Origin of the sequence: Erwinia wuhanensis, from assembly GCF_030484085.1 — a bacterium.
Lineage (GTDB): Bacteria > Pseudomonadota > Gammaproteobacteria > Enterobacterales > Enterobacteriaceae > Erwinia > Erwinia aeris.
In genome coordinates this window covers 489,044-514,602 of the sequence record NZ_JAUJUH010000002.1, presented here as the reverse complement: position 1 = coordinate 514,602, position 25,559 = coordinate 489,044, and the positions used below count along the sequence as shown (strand labels likewise).

22 protein-coding genes, 1 tRNA gene and 1 pseudogene are annotated in these 25,559 nt (G+C 55.2%); 14 read left to right on the top strand and 10 right to left on the bottom strand.

Annotated features, from left to right (window positions below):
• Positions 1 to 33: 33 nt before the first annotated feature.
• Both ybcJ and folD read right to left on the bottom strand, forming a co-directional pair.
• On the bottom strand, positions 34 to 246 hold the full coding sequence (ybcJ, locus tag QZH36_RS06915) for a ribosome-associated protein YbcJ (protein WP_301252378.1): 213 nt from the start codon (positions 244 to 246) through the stop codon (positions 34 to 36).
• On the bottom strand, positions 246 to 1,112 hold the full coding sequence (gene folD, locus QZH36_RS06910) for a bifunctional methylenetetrahydrofolate dehydrogenase/methenyltetrahydrofolate cyclohydrolase FolD (RefSeq protein ID WP_301252380.1): 867 nt from the start codon (positions 1,110 to 1,112) through the stop codon (positions 246 to 248). The genes ybcJ and folD overlap by 1 nt, the downstream gene beginning before the upstream one ends.
• A gap of 183 nt (positions 1,113 to 1,295) precedes the next feature.
• On the opposite strand from folD, the gene QZH36_RS06905 reads away from it, so the two are divergent.
• A tRNA-Arg gene (locus tag QZH36_RS06905) sits at positions 1,296 to 1,372 on the top strand.
• Between the two features lie 15 nt (positions 1,373 to 1,387).
• Here the strand turns inward: QZH36_RS06905 and QZH36_RS06900 are convergent.
• From QZH36_RS06900 to QZH36_RS06880, 5 genes and pseudogenes are all read right to left on the bottom strand, one after another.
• Positions 1,388 to 1,758 (bottom strand): annotated as a pseudogene (locus tag QZH36_RS06900) (tyrosine-type recombinase/integrase); the annotation flags it as partial.
• Between the two features lie 199 nt (positions 1,759 to 1,957).
• Entirely contained in the window at positions 1,958 to 2,452 is a 495-nt protein-coding gene (locus QZH36_RS06895) for a hypothetical protein (protein ID WP_301729868.1), read from the bottom strand.
• Entirely contained in the window at positions 2,449 to 2,811 is a 363-nt protein-coding gene (locus tag QZH36_RS06890) for a tlde1 domain-containing protein (protein ID WP_301729867.1), read from the bottom strand. Before QZH36_RS06890 ends, QZH36_RS06895 begins: the two co-directional genes overlap by 4 nt.
• Positions 2,812 to 2,933: 122 nt before the next feature.
• A complete protein-coding gene (locus tag QZH36_RS06885) occupies positions 2,934 to 3,620 on the bottom strand; it encodes an ATP-grasp domain-containing protein (protein ID WP_301729866.1) in 687 nt (228 codons plus the stop codon).
• Between the two features lie 346 nt (positions 3,621 to 3,966).
• Positions 3,967 to 4,095, bottom strand: coding sequence for a hypothetical protein (locus QZH36_RS06880; protein WP_301729865.1), 129 nt, complete (start codon positions 4,093 to 4,095; stop codon positions 3,967 to 3,969).
• 158 nt (positions 4,096 to 4,253) lie between these two features.
• Between QZH36_RS06880 and QZH36_RS06875 the strand changes: the two genes are divergently transcribed.
• From QZH36_RS06875 to QZH36_RS06825, 11 genes are all read left to right on the top strand, one after another.
• The gene (locus tag QZH36_RS06875; RefSeq protein ID WP_253454982.1) at positions 4,254 to 4,619 is read left to right on the top strand and encodes a helix-turn-helix domain-containing protein; all 366 of its coding nucleotides are present in this window, start codon (positions 4,254 to 4,256) and stop codon (positions 4,617 to 4,619) included.
• Positions 4,620 to 4,942: 323 nt separating this feature from the next.
• A complete protein-coding gene (locus tag QZH36_RS06870; protein WP_301252398.1) occupies positions 4,943 to 5,902 on the top strand; it encodes a chemotaxis protein in 960 nt (319 codons plus the stop codon).
• A gap of 193 nt (positions 5,903 to 6,095) precedes the next feature.
• Positions 6,096 to 6,362: a hypothetical protein gene (locus tag QZH36_RS06865; protein ID WP_253454980.1), complete on the top strand. Its 267-nt coding sequence runs from the start codon at positions 6,096 to 6,098 to the stop codon at positions 6,360 to 6,362.
• A 98-nt stretch (positions 6,363 to 6,460) separates the two neighbouring features.
• On the top strand, positions 6,461 to 6,955 hold the full coding sequence (locus tag QZH36_RS06860; protein ID WP_301729864.1) for a DUF1198 family protein: 495 nt from the start codon (positions 6,461 to 6,463) through the stop codon (positions 6,953 to 6,955).
• Positions 6,956 to 7,259: 304 nt separating this feature from the next.
• A complete protein-coding gene (locus QZH36_RS06855) occupies positions 7,260 to 7,985 on the top strand; it encodes a gluconate 2-dehydrogenase subunit 3 family protein (protein WP_253454978.1) in 726 nt (241 codons plus the stop codon).
• A 34-nt stretch (positions 7,986 to 8,019) separates the two neighbouring features.
• A complete protein-coding gene (locus tag QZH36_RS06850) occupies positions 8,020 to 9,789 on the top strand; it encodes a GMC family oxidoreductase (RefSeq protein ID WP_301729863.1) in 1,770 nt (589 codons plus the stop codon).
• A 6-nt stretch (positions 9,790 to 9,795) separates the two neighbouring features.
• Entirely contained in the window at positions 9,796 to 11,049 is a 1,254-nt protein-coding gene (locus QZH36_RS06845) for a c-type cytochrome (protein WP_301729862.1), read from the top strand.
• A gap of 285 nt (positions 11,050 to 11,334) precedes the next feature.
• On the top strand, positions 11,335 to 16,431 hold the full coding sequence (locus QZH36_RS06840; protein WP_301729861.1) for an AvrE-family type 3 secretion system effector: 5,097 nt from the start codon (positions 11,335 to 11,337) through the stop codon (positions 16,429 to 16,431).
• Between the two features lie 11 nt (positions 16,432 to 16,442).
• On the top strand, positions 16,443 to 16,847 hold the full coding sequence (locus QZH36_RS06835) for a type III secretion system chaperone (RefSeq protein ID WP_301729860.1): 405 nt from the start codon (positions 16,443 to 16,445) through the stop codon (positions 16,845 to 16,847).
• Between the two features lie 188 nt (positions 16,848 to 17,035).
• On the top strand, positions 17,036 to 17,479 hold the full coding sequence (locus QZH36_RS06830; protein WP_301729859.1) for an RcnB family protein: 444 nt from the start codon (positions 17,036 to 17,038) through the stop codon (positions 17,477 to 17,479).
• 336 nt (positions 17,480 to 17,815) lie between these two features.
• Entirely contained in the window at positions 17,816 to 18,013 is a 198-nt protein-coding gene (locus QZH36_RS06825; protein WP_301729858.1) for a hemolysin XhlA, read from the top strand.
• Between the two features lie 99 nt (positions 18,014 to 18,112).
• Here QZH36_RS06825 and QZH36_RS06820 read toward each other — a convergent pair whose 3' ends face one another.
• From QZH36_RS06820 to QZH36_RS06810, 3 genes are all read right to left on the bottom strand, one after another.
• Complete coding sequence (locus QZH36_RS06820; protein WP_253454972.1) at positions 18,113 to 18,505, bottom strand: RcnB family protein; 393 nt, start codon at positions 18,503 to 18,505, stop codon at positions 18,113 to 18,115.
• 364 nt (positions 18,506 to 18,869) lie between these two features.
• Positions 18,870 to 20,006, bottom strand: coding sequence for an iron-containing alcohol dehydrogenase (locus QZH36_RS06815; RefSeq protein WP_301729857.1), 1,137 nt, complete (start codon positions 20,004 to 20,006; stop codon positions 18,870 to 18,872).
• Between the two features lie 41 nt (positions 20,007 to 20,047).
• Entirely contained in the window at positions 20,048 to 20,428 is a 381-nt protein-coding gene (locus tag QZH36_RS06810) for a hypothetical protein (protein ID WP_253454970.1), read from the bottom strand.
• Between the two features lie 463 nt (positions 20,429 to 20,891).
• Between QZH36_RS06810 and pqqU the strand changes: the two genes are divergently transcribed.
• Together pqqU and QZH36_RS06800 are read left to right on the top strand one after the other, a co-directional pair.
• Entirely contained in the window at positions 20,892 to 23,003 is a 2,112-nt protein-coding gene (gene pqqU, locus QZH36_RS06805; protein ID WP_394148856.1) for a TonB-dependent receptor PqqU, read from the top strand.
• A gap of 147 nt (positions 23,004 to 23,150) precedes the next feature.
• A complete protein-coding gene (locus QZH36_RS06800; RefSeq protein ID WP_253454969.1) occupies positions 23,151 to 25,544 on the top strand; it encodes a glucose/quinate/shikimate family membrane-bound PQQ-dependent dehydrogenase in 2,394 nt (797 codons plus the stop codon).
• Positions 25,545 to 25,559 lie beyond the last annotated feature (15 nt).

The window sequence follows — 25,559 nt, the reverse complement described above, 5'->3', positions numbered from 1 at the left end:
GCTCAGCTTTTAAAATGCAGCCTGCAGCTGACTTTACTCAGCGACGGTGATGCTGTTGCCGTTAAAGCTGACGGTCTGGCCCGCAACGATTTTACAGCGTTTACGGGTTTCTGTTTTGCCATCTACCGTAACCTGGCCGTCCGCGATTGCGTCTTTTGCCGCACCGCCGCTTTCCACCCAACCTTCCAGCTTCAGCAGATCGCATAAATCGACGTGGGCATGTTTACCCAGAGAAAAAGTTGCCATTATTGTACTGCTCCATCATGAAATTCTTCGCAGGCTTGCAGGGTATTCTGAATCAGCGTTGCCACGGTCATCGGGCCAACACCGCCTGGAACCGGCGTAATATAAGCTGCCCGCTCGGAAGCTGCAGCAAAATCTACGTCACCAACCACTTTGCCGCTTTCCAGACGATTAATGCCCACGTCAATCACGATCGCGCCAGGCTTGATCCAGTCGCCAGGAATAAAGTTTGGTTTACCCACGGCCACCACCAACAGATCGGCATGTTCGATATGGTGACGAAGGTTTTTGGTAAAGCGATGGGTAACGGTAGTGGTGCAGCCTGCCAGCAGCAGCTCCATGCTCATTGGACGACCAACGATATTGGACGCGCCAACCACCACGGCGTTCAGGCCAAAGGTGTCAATGTTATAACGCTCTAGCAGCGTGACAATGCCGCGCGGCGTACAGGGACGCAGCTTAGGCGCGCGCTGGCACAGGCGACCAACGTTATAAGGATGGAATCCATCGACGTCTTTTGACGGCGAGATGCGCTCCAGCACCTTAACGTTATCAATGCCTGCCGGGAGCGGCAGCTGCACCAGAATGCCGTCAATTTCGCTATCGTCGTTCAGCTTATCGATCAGCGCCAGCAGCTCCGCTTCGCTGGTGGAGGCCGGCAAATCGTAAGAGCGGGAGATAAAGCCCACTTCTTCACAGGCACGGCGTTTGCTGCCCACGTAGATTTGTGAAGCCGGGTTCTCACCTACCAGTACCACCGCCAGGCCAGGCGCGCGTTTACCCGCGGCCAGACGCTGCTGCACTTTTTCTGCAACCTCAAGGCGCACCTGCTGCGCAATCGTTTTACCGTCAATAATCTTTGCTGCCATCAGAGAGAGGATCCATCTGTGTTGAGTTGAAACGGGAGATGGCGCCTATTCTGGCAGAAGCGCGCGCCGCTGTCAGGCACAGATTCGGAGCGGGCTGTTCAATAGTGCAGCAACAGATTGGCTTAGTAAGCAAAATCGTTGACTCGACGGCTTCGCGCCGTATAATCCGACCCTGTTCCCCATGCGCCCTTAGCTCAGTTGGATAGAGCACCGGCCTTCTAAGCCGTAGGTCACAGGTTCGAATCCTGTAGGGCGTACCATTATCTTTCAATAGCTTACGCTAATTTCAATCCCATCTGATTTCCGCCTTGTGTCGTATTTGTGTCGTCACTCCCCAAAAGTGAGTCAATTTTACGCGCATGCTCGGTCAAATGGTTCGGTGCGAGATGCGCATACCGGCGCACCATTTCTATCGACTCCCAGCCACCCATTTCATGTAAAGCAGAAAGCAGAAAGCGGAACGCCGGACGGTATCAGCCAGCTCGCCTAAGGGTGTCGCAAATCTTGAAAGCGGAAATCCTTAATGCCTTCCTGATTAACGCTGCCCGCCAGGCCGTATTCGAGCCACCCCACATTTTCCTGTAGCCGTCGTTTCGTCATTATGCTTGACCGCTTCAGCGTGCACAAACACCCAGCAGCTATGTCTGATTGCCTCTGCAGTTCCGGGCAGCCTGCCTCTGCGTGAGTACCTGTCACCAGATCGTTTCTGGATATCGGCTTAAGGATATAAAATACAGGCCACGCCAGCGCACAGCTCCTAAAATGACATACGTGCAAAAGATATTAAGAATATTTCCGATTGCATTAAATTAATAATCCTTTGAAAGCCTGAATAAGATTAATTTCTATAAGTTGTTGTTTCCTTGGGTTACTCCAGAGTATGAATTTTCAAGTTGTAAAATACAAAGTTCCTTCCAACCGCTTTTAGCAGAAGCTGCTTTCAGCGCCGCTCGTGCTTTAATGTAATATACATCTATTTCTTCAACTGTTGGTTCAATAAAGGGAATTCCGCAAATATGCTCGATATTGTCTTTGTTGAGATATTGTAATGTTCCTATGGTATTGTTTATCAATGCTTCAGCCATCGAAATATGTAATCCTTCCTGAAAATAAGTGATGCTTAAAAAGGGTTCTTTGTCGAGCGCAGGGTAAAGATTTATCCAGCGATCCTGTCCTTTAGATAAGTACTCTAATATGTTCTCGTAATCCGTATCAGAGAATTTTTCGGTTTTCTGCTCATTAATGGCCATTAACACCTTTCTGTAAAGCTTATCCTCTGAGCTATTTAATGCGCAAGCGCTGAGCAGCAATATAAGAAGAGCGGTTGTGAATTTTTTCATTGTACAATCAGCTCCTTATCGCCGCTTTCTATTATCTTTTCCCTGTATCCCCGCATCAAAATAATACAGCCATTGGATGCGGTTCCTCTGCCATTACCACCATGAATCAAAAACCCCTCACGCCCGCACATGCTGTTCCCGCTGTGTGGCGTAAGCCTGATAACATATCTTCCTGCCGTAGGGTGAACTGCAATCGGGCCAGTTATATGATAATTGCCGCGCGGCAGCAGCCCTTTATTCTTAACGCACTCATCATCAGGGTTGTCTTTGTAACCCGGCGATCCCGCATACTCAGCGCTAAATTTATAGTCGCCATTGCGGGAGAATTTTTTAGTTATTACATTGTAGATCCAGGCCATAATTCTATATCCTTATATTATTAAATTTATTCCATCTGCTTCGCCAGCATCTCTACAAACCGCGTGACCGGCCACCCCTTAAGATCTGAAACCTGCCCGTCGCCAATTTCCACCAGCCGTGGTTATCCGAGCGTATTCTCAATCATATCTATCGTAAAAAACGAGCTGTCTATCCGGCTGGCTATCTCTCTTACGCTTGTCGATACATCGCCGTCGGCGGCGTAAACCTGTTTGTTCAGCACAAAATAGCGCTTTTCACTGTGAGGTTTAAAAGATTCAAAACGACGCAGGCAAATACCGCCTTCGATTTCGCCACGAAATTTTTTCAGCAGCTGAACAATCTCGCGGATCTCATTGGCGTTATGCGCAACCGATCCTCGGGACGTGGTTAAAGATTTTACGTAGTCTTTGACAAAACAGACGGGCCACTGTAGCTCAGCCAGCAGGGCATCAAAATCTACATCGGGATGAACAACTCTCGTTTCCGGCGTGAAATCGCGGCAAAGATTATACCAGCCCGGCAAATGATGGCAGCGAAGATAGTCTTCTGGCGACGTCATCATCGCGGCCCCACGCACGGTTACGGCATGATGCAGCTGCCGATATTCCAGTGCCGACATCATCCAGCCGCGCCAAATCACGTGGTCGGACAGAAAAGGCGAGGAAAAACGATAATCGCCCATAGCCGCCGCATCTGACGACAGGAGCAGGCAATGCAGACCTTTTTCACGCGCGCAATAATACTCTTGCGCAAAGGCTTCATCAGGACGTTTTGGTTGAAATAACTCGCTGGGATAGATAATTTGCATCGAATTCTCCTTTTCTTTGCACAAGCAGTCCTTTAGCCCATACCCAGCCCGATAACGATATTGACAAAAGCGGCGATCGGCATCACAAAAGCGGGAAAAAAGTAATTTTTCTCTTTTTTCCTCCGGCCTGAATAAACTAATACCAGCCCAACAGCCAGAAAGGGAAACCGAGTATTAAATAAGGCACGGAAGCTCCTGAGATGAGTATGCTGGCAGCTATTTATCAGGCCGCTCAAGGTAGCAATATTTATAACGCTGTTTTGACGATAAGCAAAGCGGCATCGGCCAGCGGCAAAAGCACTTAACGCTGTAGCGGCATTTTTTACCCTGTCAAAATGAACCGTACTCAGAAATATTGGGTAAGCAGGGCGTGTGCTAAGTGGCAGGCGGGAAAGAAAATGGCTGAGGCAAATTGTTTATCGGCGGCAGGGGAAACATAGCCATCATCAGCAATCTGCCGATTAATGAGCAGCATTCATAGCTTTAACTCCATATGGCCTATAAATGTCCCGAATTTTAGCTGCTATGCTTCCTCACGCTATGGCTATATAAGCCCTGAACAAGCTAAAACCGGCATATAGCTCTATTTAATTACAACATACTAAAGACGATAGCGGCAGAAGAGAAAAGACAATGCAGCGAGAGCAGATCATCATTTATGAGCTGGCGGCCTGGATAGACGCCAACATTCATCGGCCGTTAAAAATCGACGACGTGGCGGAAAAAGCAGGCTATTCAAAATGGCATTTGCAGAGAATGTTTCAGCGCGTGATGGGCAAAAATCTGGGCAACTACATTCGCGACACCAAACTGGCGCTGGCGGCAGGGGACTTAATCAAAACCACCGAAACGGTGATGACTATCTCACAAAAATACGGCTATGAATCTCAGCAGACCTTTACCCGTATTTTTGCTAAAAAATACCATAAGCCGCCAGCCGCCTTCAGAAAATACAATGCGCTAAAAAACGGCCCGGACTGCTGTCGGACTAACCGTTAGTTAAAGACGTTATCAAGCCAGTACCTTATACATAATCGTCACGACACAGAATCACTCGGCCAGCCGGCCGTCATTCATTCAGTCATTGTCAGCAGTTATTGTCAGTCGTTCAGTCAGTCAACCCGTGAGTCGGTAAGGCCCGGCGTTGATTCCCTGCGCTGCGGCTGTCTGGCTTTAACGCTTAGTAATTAATTCGGTTCACCCTTTCTTTGTTGCCCTGTACTTTTCTTCACCGGTGCCGATAACACTCACAGAGTGATAAGCCGCGTGCCGTTGTGCGCCGCTTACCAGCGTACAAACAGTCAGGCAACCCAGAGGTAGTAATGGATAATTTCCAGAAAGAGATTGATGAGAGAGCGAATCTCGCCTTATCCAACAAGTTTGAGCTTCTGTTATTCCGTTTAGGCTCAGATCAGAACGATGCGAAATCAGAACTTTTCGGTATTAACGTGTTTAAGCTGCGCGAGATCGTCCCTATGCCGACTATTACCAAAGCGGCGGGTATGAAATCACCTCTGCTGGGCATGGCGAACATTCGCGGCCAGTTTATCCCGGTTATCGATCTGCCGGCCGTTGCAGGCTGCACGCCGGAAACAGGCTTAAACCTGCTGCTGGTTACCGAATATGCCCGCAGCACGCAGGCTTTCGCCGTGGAATCCGTGGACGATATCGTACGCCTCAACTGGAGCCAGATCCATACGGCGGAATCCGGTATCAGCAGCCGCAATATCACCAGCATTGCCTGCCTGGATGACAAAACCAACAGCATGGCGATGGTGCTGGACGTAGAGCAGATCCTGCATGACGTTATTCCTTCCGTGCGGGACGTAAAAGCAGAAGACGTTAAGGTGAAAGAGTTTAATATCAGGCCCGGATCGGTCGCTATCGTAGCGGAAGACTCTAAGGTCGCGCGCCAGATGCTGGAGCAGGGTCTGAAAGTGATGGGCATCCCTGCCGTTATGCACACCACGGGCCTCGAAGCCTGGGAAAAAATCAAGCTGATGGCGCAGCAGGCGATGACGGAAGGCGTTTCCATTCACGACAAAATCGCGATGGTATTAACCGACCTTGAAATGCCGGAAATGGACGGTTTTACCTTAACGCGCAATATCAAGAGCGATCTGGGCCTGAAAAATATCCCGGTAGTGATCCACTCTTCGCTTTCGGGCAGCGCTAACGAAGACCACGTGCGTAAAGTCGGCGCCAACGGCTACGTGGCTAAATTTGAGATCAACGAGCTTTCCGCCGTGATCCACAAAGTGCTGGAAGAAGCCGGTAACTGATTTGTTATTATCGGCGGTTAACAGGCCGCCTGATAACAATGACGTGCTGATAAGGCGAAATAAAAAAATACTGCTTCTTTAAAGTTTATATTAATGTCAGTAAATGCCGGACGATGCGCCAGAACATTATCTGTAGGTAAAGAAGAGGAAGTCATTTATTATTCAGCCGCTGTCAGACCATAAGGAGATCAGGATGACAATGCTGGAACAAATAAAAGTTCTTTATCTTAATGACGAACAGGGCGAATTTCTCAAATACGCTATTCTGGCCGATCAAACCGGACGCGCCGCGCTGGTTCTGGTGCATATCTCATTGCAGCACCAAATCGGGCAGCTGTCCTGGGCCGTCTGGACGAAAGTAGACGAGCTGAGCGTGCCGCTGGCGGAGGAAACGCCCGAAGCGGCGTTAAGGCTGGCGGTCGCGGCCTGCGTCGACCATCGCGCCAGCTGGCAAAAGTAGCGCTTAAGCTGCCTGCGGGCAGCTTTTCTACGCGGTTGCCTCGCCACATTGCTGCTGTTACTCTGACGCCCCCTGTGCCCGCAATTCCCGGTAAAAAAATGATCTGGCTGATGCTTCTGACTTTGGTGGTGGTTTTTATTATTGGCTTTCGCGTGCTGAATTCACGATCCCGCCGCGCGACCAGCGCGCTGACGAAGCGGCTGAATATCGATCCGGTCTACGTTGAATCATTGCTCAGCCTGATGGGGCGACCGGCCGGAGAAGAGTTTGTTGCCTATCTTTCTCGCGATAACGAGGCGCATTTAAGCAATGCGGCAAGCGTGCTGCTAATCTGGCAGCTTTGCCTGGTGGATGAATCGGAAGAAAATATCGCTTTCTGGCGTGGCGTACTGCGCGAAGCCTGGCTGCCGACCGAGCTTTCCAGTGAACACGTTCGGCTGGCGCTGAAATTTTTACGCGAGCTGGAGCCGGACGCGCAGGAAATGCACGCATTTCGCCTGCGCTATAACGCCCGGTTCGCACCCGATAGCAATACTGTGGAGAACGGAAGCAATAACGTGGTATCGATTCATTCTCATTCTCATCACCACTGAATAATTTTTTCCGTCTGTTCAGTGTGGGCATTATCACTTATCTGAATTATTTTTAAGCGGTTATAAGGAAATAGTGCCTTAATCGGGCAGGAAAGTAATGGCGAAGCGCTTTTTTTGTACACAACACTCGGGTATCAATTCTATTGCAGTTTTATAACAAATTTATAAAGCTTAACTAAAAATAATTAGAGTTTAATTTTTACATTTAGAAATAATTTTATCCATAACATTACTTTTTTTCTGGTCGATAACAAAATCTATTAACTCAAATTACATTTTATTATCATGTGAGAGTCGTAATGTTATGTTGCTACAAAAAGAAACTACCCGGCGCAAGTTTTTACTGGGGTCGCTGTTAGCATTACCGCTCGGCGAGCTGGTCTTTAAAGGATTAACGGCGGCGCAGGCTGCTGAAATGGCCGCACCCGAGCTGCTCGATTATAAACCCATCTTTTTTTCTGCCGACGAATGGCAATTCGTGATGGCCGCCTGCGATCGCCTGATCCCGGCCGGTGGCAAAGGCAAGGCGCCAGGCGCGCTGGAAACCAACGTGCCGATTTTTATCGATCAGCAAATGCATGGCGATATGGGCAGCGAAATCTATATGCAGGGGCCGTTCAACCCTCATGCGCCGGCCACCATGGGGTATCAAATCCCGTTCCGTCCGCAGCAAATCCTGCAAACCGGTATTCGGCTGGTCAACAGCTGGTGCCAGCAGCAGCATCAGAAGGCGTTCCACGAGCTGGAAATAGCCGATCGTGAAGCCGTACTGACTCAGGTGCAGAAAAACCAGATCGTCTTTGCCGACCTGGGCGAAAGCGCCCTGCAGGGATCGCAATTCTTCAGCGAATTACTCTCCAATACCAAGCATGGCTACCTCTCCGATCCGATGTATGGCGGCAATAAAGGGATGAAAGCCTGGATTGCCATCGGCTTCCCCGGCGCGCGCGCCAGCTATATGGAATGGGTGAAGCAGCACAACGTGCCGTATCCGCTGGGCCCGATAAGCATTAAAGGCGAGCGAGCCTGAGTTTTTCTCTGATTACAGACTGGCAGGATTAAAAATGGCAACAATCAATAAAGAAGAAGTCGACGTTGTAGTCGTCGGCCTGGGCTGGGCTGGCTCGCTGATGAGCATCGAGCTGGCGATGGCCGGATTAAAAGTGCGCGCGCTGGAACGCGGCGGCGATCGGGGATATGAAGAGTTCGCCTATCCTAAACCGGCCGATGAATACGCCTACGCCGTGCGTAATAAAGTGATGGCGACCCCGGCGGAAGCGGCGGTGACCGTCCGTTACAACATGAGCCAGACGGCGCTGCCGACGCGTAAATGGGGCGCTTTTGCGCCAGGTACGGGCGTGGGCGGTTCCGGCCTGCACTGGACGGCGGTGCTGATCCGTCCAACGCCAACCGATCTGAAGCTGAAAACCTATGCGGATCAGGCCTACAAGCCAGGTATCCTGCAGGAAGATATGCGCATCATGGATTTCCCGTTCACCTGGGATGAAATCGAGCCGTATTACACCAAATTTGAAAATATCTGCGGCCAGTCCGGCAATACCGGCAACCTGCGCGGGCAGATCCTGGAAGGCGGCGACCCGTTTGAAGGGCCGCGCTCAGAGCCTTACCCGCTGCCGCCTCTGGAAGATACGCTTAATACCAGCATGTTTGCGAAAGCGGCGAAAAAGCTCGGCTATCATCCGTTCCCGAACCCGTCCGCCTGCGTTTCCCGTGCCTGGACCAACCCTTACGGCAACCAGATCGCGCCCTGTAACTACTGCGGCTACTGCAGTAAATATCCGTGCCTGAACTACTCCAAAGCCTCGCCGCAGACCGCCGTTATGGATGCGCTTAAGCGTATGGATAACTTCTCTTATGAAGTGCACGCCAACGTGATGAAAGTGGTGCTGCATGACGATAAGAAAACGGCTAAGGGCGTGATTTATATCGATGCGCAGGGCAACGAGTGCTTTCAGCCCGCGAAAATCGTGGTATTGAGCAGCTTCCAGTTCTGTAACGTTCGCCTGATGCTGCTGTCCGGCATCGGTCAACCTTACAACCCTATCACCGAAGAGGGCGTGATTGGTCGTAACTACGCTTTCCTGAGCAACGGCGGCGCCACGCTGTTCTTCAAAGACAAAAACTTTAATCCGTTCGCTACGGCTGGCGCTACCGGCCAGATGATTAACGATATTTCGCCGGGCAACTTTGACGGCCCGTCGCTGGGCTTTATCGGCGGCGCGAAAATTCACAGTTCGCAGGCTACCGGCACGCCAATCAGCACCGCGCTGCCAAAAGGCACGCCGTCGTGGGGAACCGGCTGGAAAGAGGGGCTGGAAGAGTGGTACGGCCATTCGATGAAAATCAGCATTACCACCACCTGCCAGTCCTATCGCGATATCTATCTCGATCTGGATCCGAACTACAAGGATGAATACGGCTATCCGCTGCTGCGTATGACCTTCGACTGGAAACAGAACGAGCTGAAGCTGCAGCAGTATCTGAAAGACGTGGTCAGCAACATCACCAAAGAGCTGAACCCGGACAGCTACAGCGAAAGCTTCCTGCCGATGGACGCGCATTTTGACCTGACCAAATACGTCTCGACCCATAACGTGGGCGGTGCAGTAATGGGCGATAACCCTAAAACCTCGGCGCTGAACAAGTATCTGCAAAGCTGGGATGTGCATAACGTCTTTGTGCCGGGCGGCAACGCTTTCCCGCAAAACTTCCAGGCGAACCCGACCGATACCATCGGCGCGCTGACGCTGATGGCGGCGCAGGCAATCAAAGATATCTATCTGAAAAATCCCGGTCCAATGGTACAGGCGTAAGCGACGATGAAGATTAAACATTTTTTACTCGCCAATGCCGTGCTGCTCAGTGCAGGTTCAGCGCTGGCGGCTCCGGCAGACAACGGCGAACTGATTAAACAGGGCGAGTATCTTTCACGCCTGGGCGACTGCAGCGCCTGCCACTCGCTGCCCGGCAAACCGGCTTTTTCCGGCGGCCTGGCGATCGAGTCAAACCTGGGCACCATTTATTCGACCAATATCACGCCGGATAAAGAGCATGGCATCGGTAATTACAGCGAACAGCAGTTTTCCGACGCGGTACGTAAAGGCGTGCTGCCTGACGGCAAGCGGCTGTATCCGGCTATGCCTTATCCTGATTACGCTAAAATCAGCGACGAGGATATGCACGCGCTTTACGTCTATTTTATGCAGGGCGTGAAGCCGAGCGCGGAACAGCCGCCGGAAACCGATCTGAGCTTTCCGTTCAGCCAGCGTTGGGGCATGCGCTTCTGGAACTGGGCCTTTGCTTCCGATAAGCCTTTCCGGCCGATTGGCGGCGCTTCGGCCGAGGTTAATCGCGGCGCCTATATCGTCGAAAGCCTGGGTCACTGCGGCAGCTGCCACACGCCTCGCGGACTGGGCATGAACGAAAAAGCGCTCGACAGTGGCGACAAGGATTTCCTTGCCGGCGGCAGCCTGAACGACTGGGAAGTGCCTTCGCTGCGCGGCTTACCGCGCTGGACGGAGCAGGAAACCATCGATTACCTGGCGACGGGCCGCAACGATAAGGCAGCGGTAGGCGGCGAGATGACCTCGGTGGTGGAGCACAGCACCTCTTATATGAGCGAGGCAGATCTGAAAGCGATCACGGCCTATCTGAAGTTCCTGGGCGGCAATCCTTCACTGCCTGCCGGTGACGACAAAGCGGCCAGCGCGACGGAGGCTAAGCTGACGGCGGCCAAAAACCTGACCACCGGCGAGCGTCTCTATCTGGATAACTGCGGCGCCTGCCATTTTGTGACGGGCAAGGGCGCGCCTGGCGTCTTCCCGCAGCTGGATCAGGCCACTATCGTTAACGCAGGCGATCCGACAGGGCTTATCCATACCATTCTGGCCGGCGCACAGCAGCCTTCTACGGCGAAAGCGCCTTCCACGCTGGCGATGCCGGGCTTTGTTGCCCGCCTGAACGACGAGGAGGTCGCGCAGCTGGCTACCTTTATCCGTCAGGGCTGGAGCAATAAAGCCGCTGCGGTGAAAGCCGCCGACGTGAAAAAAGTGCGCGAAACGCTGAAGCACTAGCGGTAACAGGAGAGGCGCAACGCCTCTCCTTTTTTATGCCTGAACCGCCTTTCCCGTTATATCAGAAAAAAATCCAACGTTATGCGGGCCACTTCTGTGTATTTAGCCAGCTTTACGCCTTTAACCTATATATCAAACGGTTATCAAGGATCGCCAGGCTGCGTCGTTTGCATCGCTTATCAATATGAATAATCAGTGACAGCGGAACTCCACTGTATTTTCCGCCACTTAGCTCAGGTATCAGACGTTCCGGCTAATCAGACGTTCCGGCTAAGGAGATATACCGTGCTATCGGGGATCAGAACAGCTTTCGCATCAGCATCAAGCAGCGCACAGCGCACCACTTCATCGCAAACCCGTCATGACATGCTCCGGCAGCAGGACGCTTCGCCCAGCCAACGCGGTGGCGGCACACTACAGAGCAGCGAGCCGCCAGATACCGCGGGTTTGCAGCAGGGCAGCGCGGCGCGTGCGCCCGGCCAGGGACGTTTTCGTGCCTTTAGCCATCTTCCGCTGTTTAAGAAAAACCACGCCCGCGCGACGATAGCCAACCCGGAAAGCCATCCGCTGCGCCCGCTAAACCAGCTGGACGTTGCCATTCCCTCTATAGCCGAAGGCGCGCTGGAGCAGGAGATTATGACAACGCTGGCCGACCGGCTGGCGCATCAGCCGGAGGAGAAAGGCTCGCTGGGCGTGCAGCTGACCGCAAAGCGCAACGCCGCTATCGCCGCGCCTGCGGGCCGTGACGCTCAGCGCGCGCTGCTTAAGCAGACCGTTGGCCATCCCAAAATGCACTATCAAAGCGTGGCGGCCAATAAAAACGGCCAGCAGCACGCGTTGCTGAGCGACGAAGGTAAACTGCTGTCGCTGCACTCATCGCGGGATACGCTGGTCGGCGTGGCCCACAGCAAACCGGCCTGGGCAAGAGAAGAGACGCCGGGCAGCGCATTTCCCCGGCGTAAAGCGGCAGAGGTCGTTGACCACCAGCTGACGTTCAGCGAGGACGGCGGCAGCGTGCAAATTCGTCGTAGCGATGCCCCCGGCGGACGAGCAGCCGAGGTAAAGCTACCGGATGCCGCCGTACTCAGCCAGCTTACCGGCGTGCATCATCAGGCGACGCCCGACGGCAGCCGCGCATTTTGCCTCAGCGACAACAAACTTTATCAGCTGGCTTCGCATGAAGAAGGCTGGCAGAAGGTCGACCTTTTCGGCGACGACAAAGACCAGTCGAAGCTGTCACGTCAGGGCGACAACTCGCTCTATCTGATCCATGACGATCGCCATCTGCATCATTTATCGACGCAAACGCAGAGCGCGCGCTTTGCCGATAAAATCAGCGGCGCCTCTGTGGCGGCGGATGGTCAGGCAATCGTGCTGCTTGCCAGCGAAGAGAGCAAGCAGCAAAGCATTAAGCTGCTGCCGCGCATCGACAGCCCGGAAGCGCAACACCGTACGCTACAGCCAATACCGGCTAAAACCTCGCTGGCGGCGGTAGCGCAGACCGACAGCCTGGTTATCGCCGCCGATCATCAGGGCCGTCTGCTGGTGGCAAACCGCCCCGGCGAGGCGAACGAGCTTAATTTTGGCGACGCGCAAAGCCTGAGCCTGCGCGACGCGCTGCATCAGCAAATCGCCGACGCTATCGGCGACCGCTTTCACGTACAGAGCCTGCTGTGCGGCGAAAACGGCCAGCTGCATGCGGTGGTAAAAGACAGCATGGACAGGCAGCACGCTATCGCGCTGAACCCTCATGCAGACAGGCCGCAGACGGCCTCCGGCTGGAACCTCAGCGACAGCCTGGTGATGGATTACCAGAAAGGCCTGCCAAAACCCACGCCGGCCCGTACCGATATTGTTTCTATTGGCGCCAACGGCAAGCTGGCGCTGCACGACGGCAAGGTGCGCTTCTTTAACGAGCTGACCAGCAGCTGGGAAGCGACAGAGGTCAAAGCCGACCAGCTGCGCGCCGGGCAGGACGGTCAGGCCTGGGCGCTGAAAGATAACCAGCTGAAAAGGCTGAAGGTCAACGTAGCCAGCAACAAGATAAATTTTCAGCAGAACACCTTTGCGCTGCACCAGGTGAAAAAAAGCGTCAGTGAAGAGCTGGCGATGCCCGGTCTGGATAAAAAACAGAAAACCGTCGCGGCCAGCGCGCTGGACGACGGGCGTTTCGTCACGCTGGAAGAGCAAGGCGATATCCATTTTCATCACGTTGATACGGAAAGCCGCCGTAACAAGCGGCTGCCGCAGACGCTTTCGCGTCAGGCGCTGAGCCAGGCGATGAATCAGGCCGGTGCGGTACTGAGCCGTCTTCCTGAGGATCGGCTTGAGCATAAAGCCAAAGACATAGTGCTTGGCCCGGAAAACCGCCTGTTTATATTGAGCGATAAAGGCAAAGTTTTCAGCCTGCCTGCCGAGAGCTGGCAGCAAGGAAAAGTTACCGACATGCAGGCGGAGCGGCTGCCTGCGCCGCTGAAAGATGAACTTGGCGAAGCCGCCGAGGCGCTGCCGGTTAAATTTTATGGCAACCAGAAAGGCACGCTGCTGCTGGAGAGGGATAATAAACAGGTACTGACGCGAGACGAGCACGACTGGCATCCGGTTTCCGCCGATATTTCTGCGGGCGTGCACGATACGGAAAATCAGGCCGATCGGCATTTTGAACGACTGAGCGCCGCCACGCGCGATGCCAAATTGAGTAAAACCGGTCTTACCTACAAGCGCGAGGTCAACACCTTCGGGCAGTCCGGTCACGACGGACACAAAGTCCATACGCCTTTCCGCACGCGGCTCAGCACCTTTGTATTCCGTCCCACGCTGGAGACGCCGCGCCCGCTAAAAAACCTGGGCAATCTTGTGCAGCACGCGCACGGCGGTCGTCAGGGCCTGACGGCGATCTATCAGCAGCAGTCGCAGCAGATAGCGGCGCTGACGCAGCATCTTAAACGTCAGCCAAAAGGCAGGGCGGAAGAGCCGCTCAGCCTGAAGCTGAAAACGCTGGCCGCGCGGGAAGATTTGCCCGGCTGGTTCGGCGAAATGCAAAAATTCAATACGGTGCTGGCAGACAGCGCCGCGCATCAGGCCGGTCTGCTTCAGCAGCATTATGGCGCGCAGAGCGGCGCAGGCAGGCAGCTTGATAAGCTGACCGGCAGCCTTAATCCGGCCAGCAGCCAGGGCGACGATCTGTTGAACAAGCTGCAGCAGCTTTACGCCTTGCATCCCAGCGGTAAAGGCAATCACGCGCAGCTCTCCCTGGCGGCGATGCGCGAGAGCAACGTCACGCTTTCCTGGCAAAAGCCCACGGAGGCGATCCCGGCAGGGATAAATCGCGACAAGCACGATCCGATGGGGCTGACGAAATCCCGCCTGATCCTCGACGGCCTGACCAACGTCAAAATGCACGATTTAACGACGCGCCTGACGCGCGCGCTGGATTTACAGGGAGAACCCCGTGAAAAAGCGTTGCAGGCGCTGGGGAGAGAGTTCCGCGAGCTGCGGGATGACGAGTGGGAAAATAATCCGCTTAAACAGCTCACCGGCCAGGGATTTACCGGGAACGACAGGCTGGAGGCCAACTACGACGCCATCAAATCCATGACCAAAGCGTTCAGCAAAACGAACCACGCGATGAACGTCACCACCCGCACCGTGATGCAGGCCGAGGATCAGCAGCTGCTTGCCCGCAGGCTGGAAACCACGGTGCTGGACATGGATAAGGGCGAAAGCCTCTCTTTCAGCCGGGCTTACGGCGCAACAACCACCATCAGCGCGCTGCCGGGTTCACAGGTCATTGCGGGCGTAGGCGGCAGAGGCAGTCTGGATCGCGGCTACAGCATGAGCCTGACGCGAGGCGAAGGCGGCGTGACCGTCAGCTTCGGGCGCGACGGCGGCGGCGCGTTAACCGCCTTTACCGGCCTGGGCTACAACCTGCTGACCGGCTATATGAAAGATCCGGCGCACGATGTCGCCGTCGATCAGCAGCGCAATCTGGCGCCTGCCGTTCGGCTGGGCGGGGTCTTCTCTGTCACGCCGCTGGATCTAAAAAAGCAAAACAGCGTCAGCTTCGAGATTACCGAAGCGGAACTGCCCGCTTTTATCGAAGGGCTGACGCAGGGCACGCTCGATCCGCTGGCGCTGCTCAACCGTGGAATAAATCACAGCGTGAAGCATGGCGAGGTGCTGAACGTCAGCCTGGACGCGAATGCCGCCGCGCTGGCTTCGGCGGGCGTGCCGTTGACCAACAAACATGAAAAGGATACGCCTGCCAGCTTCCGCGTGGGCGGCGGCGCTTATGCAGGCGTTAACGTGCTTTCCGGCACACGGGAAAGAGGCGCCACCACCAAAGAAAGCAGCAGCGCCATCAGCCGCAGCAATAACCGTCCGCGCGGTCTGAACAAAGCCAGCGTGGGCGTGAACTTTGCGTTGCCGACCGGCGTGCTGATTAAGGGCGAAACGGGACGGACGCCGATGTTCGCCGGGCCGGCCGCCAGCGTGCAGCTTTCGATAGATAACAGGACAAAGCAGAGCCTGGCGATAGAAACCAAAACGGCCCGGCCGCTGGCGGAAGTGCATATCGACAAGCTGACCGAAACGCTGGGGAAAAAATTCAGCGATCCGGCTACGGCGGCGCTTATCGCGTCGCTGAAGGATAAAGACGATGAAACGCCGCTGACGCCCAGGCAGAAGCTGGACAAGCTGGACGCGCATTTTTCGCCGCGCGATCTGCGCGAAAAAAGCAACGAACAGCAGGCCGCGTTGCGCGATCTTGATAAGCATCTGCGTCAGCAAAGCGCGGCGGAGCGGGGGCAAAAACTGTTGCAGGGCGGCGAATATCAGACAACCTACGCCAACCTGAGCAAGGTCGACAGCAACGGGCTGTGGCATCAGCTTTCGCATCTGCTCGACGGCAGCCTGAATGCCAGCAACGCCAACAAAATGCGCGAGCTGATGAAGGACGACCACCAGCTGCAAACCCTGATTGCAGCGCTACAGGACAACGTCAGCACCGAGGCGACCGTCACGCTGGAGCTGAAGGACGAGGTACGGGAGAGATTAGAGCAGCGCTGGTTGGAGCAGGGCAACAGCCCGGAAGAGATGCAGGCCGAGCTGACCAACCGCGATAATCTGCGGCTTAAATCCATCGCCTTCACCAAGTCGCAGGTAAAAACGGACGGCTTCGCCACGCCCGCTTTTCTGCTTGGCGGCGCCAACAGCGCTTCGGTTTCCATGAAGCGTAACCTGGGGAAAATCAACTTCAGCTACGGCGAAGATCAGGATAAACCGGTCAATTATGCGCTGGAAGGGCGTATCGCCAAAGCCACGACGGAACTTGCCGGCGCGCTGCGCCAGGGGCAGGAACAACACTTTGTGCTTAAAAGCTAACGGAGACAGGCATGAACGCAACAGAGCAGCTTAATCACTTCCTGGCCGGGTATGGCCGCCGCCTCAATCTTAGCCTGGGCCTGAAAAACGGCGTGTGCGCGCTGATGCGCAACCGGCACGAGGTTGCCATTATCGAACTGCCGCCGGACAGCGACTGCGTGATTTTTCACCGCAGGCTGGAGGATCTGCAAAGCGCTGCGGAAAGTCACTTGCGCACGCTATTGGCGCTGAATTTTGAGATGAATGCGATGCGCGGCTGCTGGCTGGCGATGGATGGCGACGACGTTCTGCGGCTTTGCAGCCAACAGCCGCTGGCCTCTCTGGATGCCACAGGCTTTAGCGCAGCGCTGAATGCGTTTATCGTGCAGGCAGACGAAGTCGGCGAATTTCTGGCCGAAAATCACCGCGCCGCCTGACTTAACGCAAATTATTGCCGGGCAGCGGATCCACAATTCATTCACAGTGTTAAGAAAGGGTCAGGGCGAGGTAAAGTACGGTAATTAAAGAGGTTTTAAGACAGTTAGCGATATTTTTAAGGCCAGGGTTAGACGATAGTGTCGTTCAACGGTGCGACAAAAGCCGTGAGCAAATCGAGGATATAACCATGAAAAAAACGCCCCTGGCGCTGTTGATTGCCGTATTTTCAGCAAGCTCGCTCTTTTCAACCGTTACGCAGGCCGACGGCCCTCCGGGACAGGCGTGGCATCATCAGGGCGGACATGAAGGACACGGCGGCCCGGGCGATCGCGACAGGCCTGGACGTGGCCCGGATCGCGGCCCCGATTTCGATAGTCACAGAGGTCATGGCCCCGATCGCCATTTTGAAGAGCGCGACCGTTTTGCCTGGCAGGGGCATGAATTCCATCGCGGCCAGCCGCTGTCGCCTCGCTTCCGGGGTAACGATTACCGGGTAAACGACTGGCATGCTCGCGGCCTGCACGAGCCGCCGCGCGGCGAGCGCTGGGCCTCTATCGACGGCAACTATGTGCTGATTGCCGCTGCGACGGGCGTCATTACCTCTATTCTGCTGAACAACGCTTTTCACTAAAAGCCACTTGCCGACATCGCAGGATGTCGGCATATTTTCACGCACTTCACGCACTTCACGCACTTCACGCACTTCACGCACTTCACGCACTTCACGCACTTCACGCACTTCACCTGTTGGCTTTTTTGCCCCTTTCACCAAAGCAGACCGCTGCCCAAATCCCGCTATCCGCTCTCCGACTAATGAAATTCTTTTTCTTTGTTGCAGTAATTTTCATCAATATTTCAGAGGATTGCCGCATTTTCCTCGCAAAAAAACGCTGGTGTTTTTTTGTTCATATCCTATGATCGCATCAAGGCTGGCTTAGGCTAAAGGGAGAAAAAAATGGAGCAAAAGATGAAGCTACTGGAAGGAAAGGTCGAGACGCTGCTGATTGACGTTGCCGTTATCAAAGCGAACTACGCCACGAAAGTCGATATAGAAAGCGTCAGAAAAGAGCTACATTCCTCGCTCAACACGCAAACCATCTGGCTAATCGCCGCGCTGTTTGTGGTGCTGGGCGTTGGGCTGGGCGTGGCCAGGCTGATTTTTTAAACGAATGCCCCTGTTTTCCTGACCATCTCAACAGGGATAAAAAGGGCTGCTCAAAAAGGACAGCCCCCCGATCGGTCTGGTAAGGCAGATTAACTGCCGTTAGTGATGCGCGATCACCGAGACGATTGCGCCGGTCGCGATGGCAATCAGCACATAGTTACCATCAATGTTCTGCCAGCGATGGCCCGCCGGTGGCGCTTTCAGGCCGCGTTTATGCCAGTCATTTACCTGATAGCCTTCGCCGCGATATTTTTCCGGCAGCGGACGGCCCTTGCGGAATTCCGGATGCGCTGCCTGACGGCGCTCTGCCGGATGCGCGTTGTGCCGGGGGTCGCGGTGCTGTTCTGGTTGTGAATTGCCGTGCGATGGATTGCCGTGCTGCTGCTCATGCTTAACCGGCGGCTGGCCGTCCTGCCGTGGCCCCTCGGCAAACGCGCTCAGGCTGGTGGCGAATAAAAGCGCGGAGAGGGCAATAGCGCCTGACTTTTTCATTTTCATTTCCTTGCAGGTCTGATTTTTTCTGGTCGATGGCGTTAATCTGGGGGGCAGGCGGGCGCTTAACAATATCATTATTCTTAAGAAGCAGGGGTTTAACGGTTAATTTACGCTTTGCTGGCAGAAAGCTGACAGGCTTCGCCGCTTCTGTCAGGCACGAGCGGTAAAGCCTGTTGTCGCAAAAGGTAAGGCAAAGTTTGCCGCTTCTGTCGGGCGCGGCGGTAAAGCCTGTTGTCGCAAAAGGTAAGGCAAAGTTCGCCGCTTCTGTCAGGCACGAGCGGCAAAGCCCGTTTTCGCAAAAGGTGAGGCAAAGTTCGCCGCGCTTGTCGGGCGCGGCGGTAAAGCGGGATTACGGCAAATATCAGGCGATATGGAACGCCTGCTCCAGCATAAAGCGCAGCTGCGCCTCGCTGTACTCGATCAACGCGTTCTTGCTGTTGGCGCGTGTCAGGATCCAGTCGGCCTCGGCCTGCGTGAGCGGCGGCGGATCCTGCCAGAAAGGCGTGATGGCTTTATCCTGTAGCCATGAGGCCAGCATACGCGCGGGCGGCAGCGTAAAACCGGGGAAAAGCGCGACGGCCAGCTCGTCCATCAGCTTTTGCTGTTGCGCATTTTCACTGTCGTTCAGCAGCTGTAAGAACGGCAGCAGCAGACGCCCGCACACTTCGCCGTGGTGATAATCTTTAATCGCGCCCAGCTCGCCTGCAATACCGTGGATTACGCCCAGCCCGGCCATGCTCAGGCTCAGCCCGCCCTGCCAGGAAGCAATCATCATCTGTTCGCGTGCCAAATCGCCCTGTTCGCCAGGATCGTTCAGATAAGGCCACGCGCTGAGAAAAGCGCGCAGGCCGCTAAGGGCAGCGTGACGGCTGAACAGATTGCCTTTGGCAGACAGATAAGCTTCAAAAAGATGGGTGAAAGCGTCGATAGCGCAGCAGGCCAGCACGTGGTCTGGCGCGCCGCGCAGCAGATCGGGATCGAGGATCGCAACGTGCGGCACAAAATGGGCGTGACGCAGCGAAGCCTTCACTTTGATGTCGGCTTTATCTGTTACCACCGCGTTTTGCGTCGCCTCGCTGCCGGTTCCGGCCGTGGTTGGTACCGCAATCACGGGCAGCGTGTTGCCGCTTATCGGCGTATCGCCCACCTTTTCCAGATAGCGCAGAGTATTTAACGGATGCTGACTTACGGCGGCAAAGGCTTTAGCGGCGTCCAGCACGCTGCCGCCGCCAATTGCCACCACGCGCGCGGCCCGCTCGCGCCAGCGTGCCACCCAGCCGTCGATTTCTTCAGGCGATGCTTCGTGGCGCACTACTTCAATCCCGATCAGCAGCGGCTCCAGCTCGGCTTTTATTTTTTGCCAGGCTTCGCTCTGTAAAAACGAGTTGGCGCAAAACAGCAGCGTCGGCTGCGGATCTTCGCTTAGCAATGGCACCAGCTTGTTCAGGCTGCCACGGCCGAAAAAGGTTTGTCGGTTTGCTAACTGACTGACGATCATTTCTGTCCCTCGGCACTTAAAATAAAAACAGCTTTGCGCACTCAGATGGCGCGCGCAGGGCAGCTGAAGGTAATCATCCTGTCCTGCTGCGCGTTGATCACGCTAAAGCGGGTATCGGAAAGCCGCTGCGCCAGCCAGCCCTCTCTGGTCACGGCAGAAGGAATATATTGCTGCGGGTTGCTGGAGTAAAGCTCGCCGCTTTCCAGCTTCAGCTTGTCCATAGTGACGTGAAAAGAGGTAAAGCGGTCGATAATTTTACCTTCGGTATTGCCCAGAACCTGGCCGCTCAGCGTTTCGACTTTACCTTCGCAAACCATACCGCTATTGCCGGAGGAACAGGCAGACAGCAGCAGCGGGGCCGCAATCAGTAAAGCCGTCGTGGGGAAAAGGTCGGAGAGTTTTAGTGGATCCAGCCAGCGCATGATATTCCCTTAACAACGGATAATGGCCTAAGTATAGCCTTCGCTCTGGATCCGCCCTGTAAAAGCGCAAAACCGCACAAAAAGCGGGGTCAAGCCGCGCCGCGCGGGGATGTAACGAACCTATTATCATTTTGTGGCTTATTGCTGAATCAGTTCAGCCAAATCTTTAACAACGGTTGCAAACAGGTTATTGAGTGCTACAATCCGGACGTTTTTGATACTTTCATCTTATTCTCAGCCTGCGCACAGGCGTTTGCACGGGCGGAAAGCGCAATTACCCTTATTTTGCAGGGGATTAGCAGGCAAGTTTCAAAACAGCTTGTATACTTTTTCTGCGCTGGCGATTTTATCGACAGCAGAGAAGCTTTATCGGGCGTCAGGCTGCACGCATTCTGGCAACGAATTGATCAACCGAACCAATCCTGTGAATAGAAAATCTGCTCTTTTATTGACGCCGCTGGTCCTGCTTCAGCCTGCGACCAGCCATGCACAGTCTGCCGCCGCGCAGAAGGATGCCGCCTCCACGCCGGAGAGCTCGCTGATGGTCATCAAACAGCGCAGCGGGCTTTCTGAACTGGATACGCCAGCCGCCGTCAGCGTGGTCAGCGGTCAGCAGCTGCGCAACAGCGCGCCACAGGTGAATCTGTCAGAAACGCTGGGCAGCGTGCCCGGCCTGCAAATTCAGAATCGACAGAACTACGCACAGGATCTCCAGCTCTCCGTTCGCGGCTTTGGCAGCCGTTCCATGTACGGCGTGCGCGGCGTGCGCGTCTATGTTGACGGCATCCCGTCCACCATGCCGGACGGGCAGGGCCAGACGTCTAATATAGATATCAATTCGGTTGATAAGGTTGAAGTGCTGCGCGGCCCTTACTCCGCCCTTTACGGCAACGCTTCCGGCGGCGTGGTAAATATCGACAGCGAAACCGGCAGCCAGCCGACCACCTTAACCGCAGGCACTTATTACGGCAGCTACGGCAGCTGGCGCAACAGCGTTAAAGCGAGCGGCGCCACCGGCGACGGTACGCATGCGGGCGACGTAAACTATATGATTTCCGGGTCGCGTTTCACCACGCACGGTTTCCGCGACCAGAGCGGCACGCAAAAAAGCCTGGGCAACGGCAAATTCGGCGTGCGTATCGATGATGTCAGCACGCTGACGCTGATGTTTAACAGCGTTTCGGTGGATGCCAACGATCCGGGCGGCCTGACCCGCGACGAGTGGAAAGCGAACCCTCGCCAGTCGCCGCGCGGTGAGGCTTACAATACTCGCAAGAGTCTTGACCAGACCCAGCTGGGCCTGCGCTATCAGCGCGAAATGAGCGATAACGATCGGCTTACGCTGACGGCCTGGCACGGCGAGCGTCACACCACGCAGTATCAGTCGATCCCCGTCGCCGTACAGAAAAACCCGGCTTATCCGGGCGGCGTGATCGTGCTGGAGCGTAAATATTCCGGCGTGGATACGCGCTGGCAGCACGACGATCGGCTCGGTTCCGTGCCGTTCAGCCTGATCGGCGGCCTGGACTATGAAACCCTGACCGAACGTCGTCAGGGATTTGAAAATTACCGTATCGATAACGGCAGCACGCTGTTGGGCGAAAAGGGCAGCCAGCGCCGCAACGAAAAGAACGTGATGTGGAATCTCGATCCTTATCTGCAAACCAGCTGGAACCTGACCTCAAAATGGACGCTGGATGCCGGGCTGCGCTACAGCACCGTCAGCTTTGATTCCACCGACTATTATATGACCGCCGGCAACGGTGACGACAGCGGCAGCAAGCGCTATCACAAGCTGTTGCCGATGGGCTCGCTGAATTATGCGCTGACCGACGCCTCCAATCTTTACTTCTCTGCCGGTCGCGGTTTTGAAACGCCGACGATTAACGAGCTTTCCTACCGCTCCATCAGCGGCAGCCAGACCGGGCTGAACCTGGGCCTGAAGCCGTCAACCAGCGACACCTTCGAGCTGGGCAGCAAAACCCGTATCGGCTACGGTTTATTTACCGCCGCGCTGTTCCAGACCAATACCGATAACGAGCTGGTGGTGGCGCAAAGCAGCAACGGCCGCTCCGTGTATAAAAACGCGGGTAAAACCCGGCGTCGCGGCCTGGAGCTGGCGCTCGATCAACAGTTCGCCGAAAACTGGCAGCTGAAAATGGCCTGGACGCTGCTGGACGCTACCTACCGCAACGAAACCTGCGATAGCGCTGGCAGCTGTACGCCTTCCGGCAATCGCCTGCCGGGTGTGGCGAAGAATATGGGCTACGCTTCTTTAGGCTGGCTGCCGGAAGAGGGCTGGCACGCGGGCGCGGAAGTCCGCTATATGGGCAGCATTCAGGCCGACGATGAAAATGACGCTAAGGCGCCATCCTATACCGTTGCCAGCCTGAATAGCGGCTATCGTTTTAACTGGGATAAGTGGTCGCTCGATACCTTTGCCCGCGTCGATAACCTGTTTGACAAAGAGTACGTCGGATCGGTCATCGTTAACGAAGGCAACGGACGCTACTACGAACCGGCGCCGGGACGGAATTACGGCGTCGGCGCAACGCTCACTTATACCTTTATGTAAACTCTAATCCAGAACAGCCAGCCGTCGGGCGTAAGCCTGGCGGCAGGTTCAAAGCACCGGGATGGATAAGCTGTATGTAACCGGGTGTTTTTTTACGATTGGGCTGCTGCCTAATCGAAGACGTTAAATTTTGGTAAGGTCCATACTATGCAAAGTAAAGCACCGTTATCACGGACTCTCGTGATCCTTACGGCTGTATTTGCCGCACTCAGCGGGTTATACCTGCTGATTGGCGGTATCTGGCTGGCCAAACTCGGCGGCTCGTTCTACTACATCATCGCGGGTGTGGTTGAACTGGTTGTCGCCTGGCTGCTGTTCCGTCGCCGTTCTTCAGCGCTGATGCTGTATGCGGTATTCCTGCTGGCAACGCTTATCTGGTCGTTGTGGGAAGTAGGCTCAGACTTCTGGGCGCTGACGCCGCGTCTGGACGTGACCTTCTTCCTCGGCCTGTGGCTGGTGCTGCCTTTCGTTTACCGTGGATTGTCTCAGGGCAAAGCGGCACGCGGCGCGCTGAGCGCGGTGCTGGCGGTTACGGTTATCGCCCTGGCTTACGCGGTGTTCAACGATCCGCAGGAAATCAACGGCTCACTCAGCACGGAACAGGCCGCGAACGCTGAAAAATCGGCTGACGGCATCGCTGCCGGCGACTGGCCTGCTTACGGTCGTACCCAGGCCGGTACTCGCTATTCGCCGCTGACGCAGATCAACGATAAAAACGTTGGCCAGCTGAAAGAAGCGTGGACCTTCCGTACCGGCGATATGAAGCGCCCAACCGATCCGGGCGAAATGACTGACGAAGTCACCCCGATTAAAATCGGTGATTCCCTGTACCTGTGTACGCCTCACCAGATCCTGTTTGCGCTGGATGCGGCTACCGGTAAAGAGAAGTGGAAATTCGATCCGCAGCTGAAAACCGATCCTTCCTTCCAGCACGTAACCTGCCGTGGCGTTTCCTATCATGAAACCCCGGCGGCGGCCGATGTGCCGGCTGGCGGCAAGCCTGCGCTGTGCGCACGTCGCATTATCCTGCCGGTGAACGATGGTCACCTGTACGCACTGGATGCGGAAACCGGCGCGCTGTGCCCGGAATTCGGTGAAAACGGCAAGCTGAACCTGCAGCAGAACATGCCTAACGCGCGTGCTGGTGCTTACGAACCGACTTCTCCGCCAATCGTTACCGATACCACTATCGTTGTGGCCGGTGCGGTAACCGATAACTACTCCACCAAAGAGCCTTCTGGCGTGGTGCGTGGTTTCGATGTCAACACGGGTAAACTGCTGTGGGCATTCGATCCGGGCGCGAAAGATCCAAACGTGGTGCCGGAAGGCGAGCAGCACTATGTGGCTAACTCACCTAACTCGTGGGCGCCTGCTGCTTACGATGCCAAACTGGATCTGGTTTACCTGCCAATTGGCGTAGCTACGCCGGATATCTGGGGCGGTAACCGCACGCCAGAAATGGAGCGTTACGCGACGGGTATGCTGGCGCTGAATGCGACCACCGGTAAAGTGGCCTGGTTCTACCAGACCGTTCACCACGATCTGTGGGATATGGATGTGCCGGCCCAGCCGACGCTGGCGGACATTACCGTTAAAGACGGCAGCACCGTTCCGGTTATCTATGTACCAACCAAAACCGGCGATATCTTCGTTCTGGATCGTCGTAGCGGTAAAGAAGTCGTTCCTGCGCCAGAAACGCCAGTGCCTCAGGGCCCGGCAAAAGGCGACCGTCTGTCTCCTACTCAGCACTTCTCTGAGCTGACCTACCGTCCAAAAGACAAGCTGTCCGGCGCGGACATGTGGGGCGCGACGATTTACGATCAGCTGATCTGCCGCGTGATGTTCCACAGCCTGCGTTATGAAGGCCCGTTCACGCCACCGTCAGAGCAGGGCACCCTGGTATTCCCGGGTAACCTGGGCATGTTCGAGTGGGGCGGTATTTCAGTTAATACCGATCGTCAGATTGCCATTACCAACCCAATGGCGCTGCCGTTCGTTTCCCGTCTGATCCCACGTGGTCCAAACAACCCAATGTGGCCGGATGAGAACGACAAAGGCGGCAGCGGCAGCGAGACTGGCGTTCAGCCGCAGTACGGCGTGCCGTACGGCGTGACCCTGAACCCGTTCCTGTCTCCGCTGGGCTTCCCTTGTAAGCAGCCAGCATGGGGCTACATCTCTGCGGTTGACCTGAAAACCAACGATATCGTGTGGAAAAAACGCATCGGTACCGTTCGTGACAGCTCGCCGGTGCCGCTGCCGTTCAAAATGGGTATGCCTATGCTGGGCGGCCCAATCTCTACGGCGGGTAACGTGATGTTTATCGGCGCAACGGCGGATAACTATCTGCGTGCGTTCAACGTCACCAACGGCGAAAAACTGTGGGAAGCGCGTCTGCCAGCTGGCGGCCAGGCAACCCCAATGACCTATGAAGTGAACGGCAAGCAGTACGTGCTGATCGCGGCAGGTGGTCACGGCTCCTTCGGCACCAAGCTGGGCGACTATATCGTTGCCTATGCGCTGCCGGACGATGCGAAAAAATAAGTCCGAAGCCGCTGG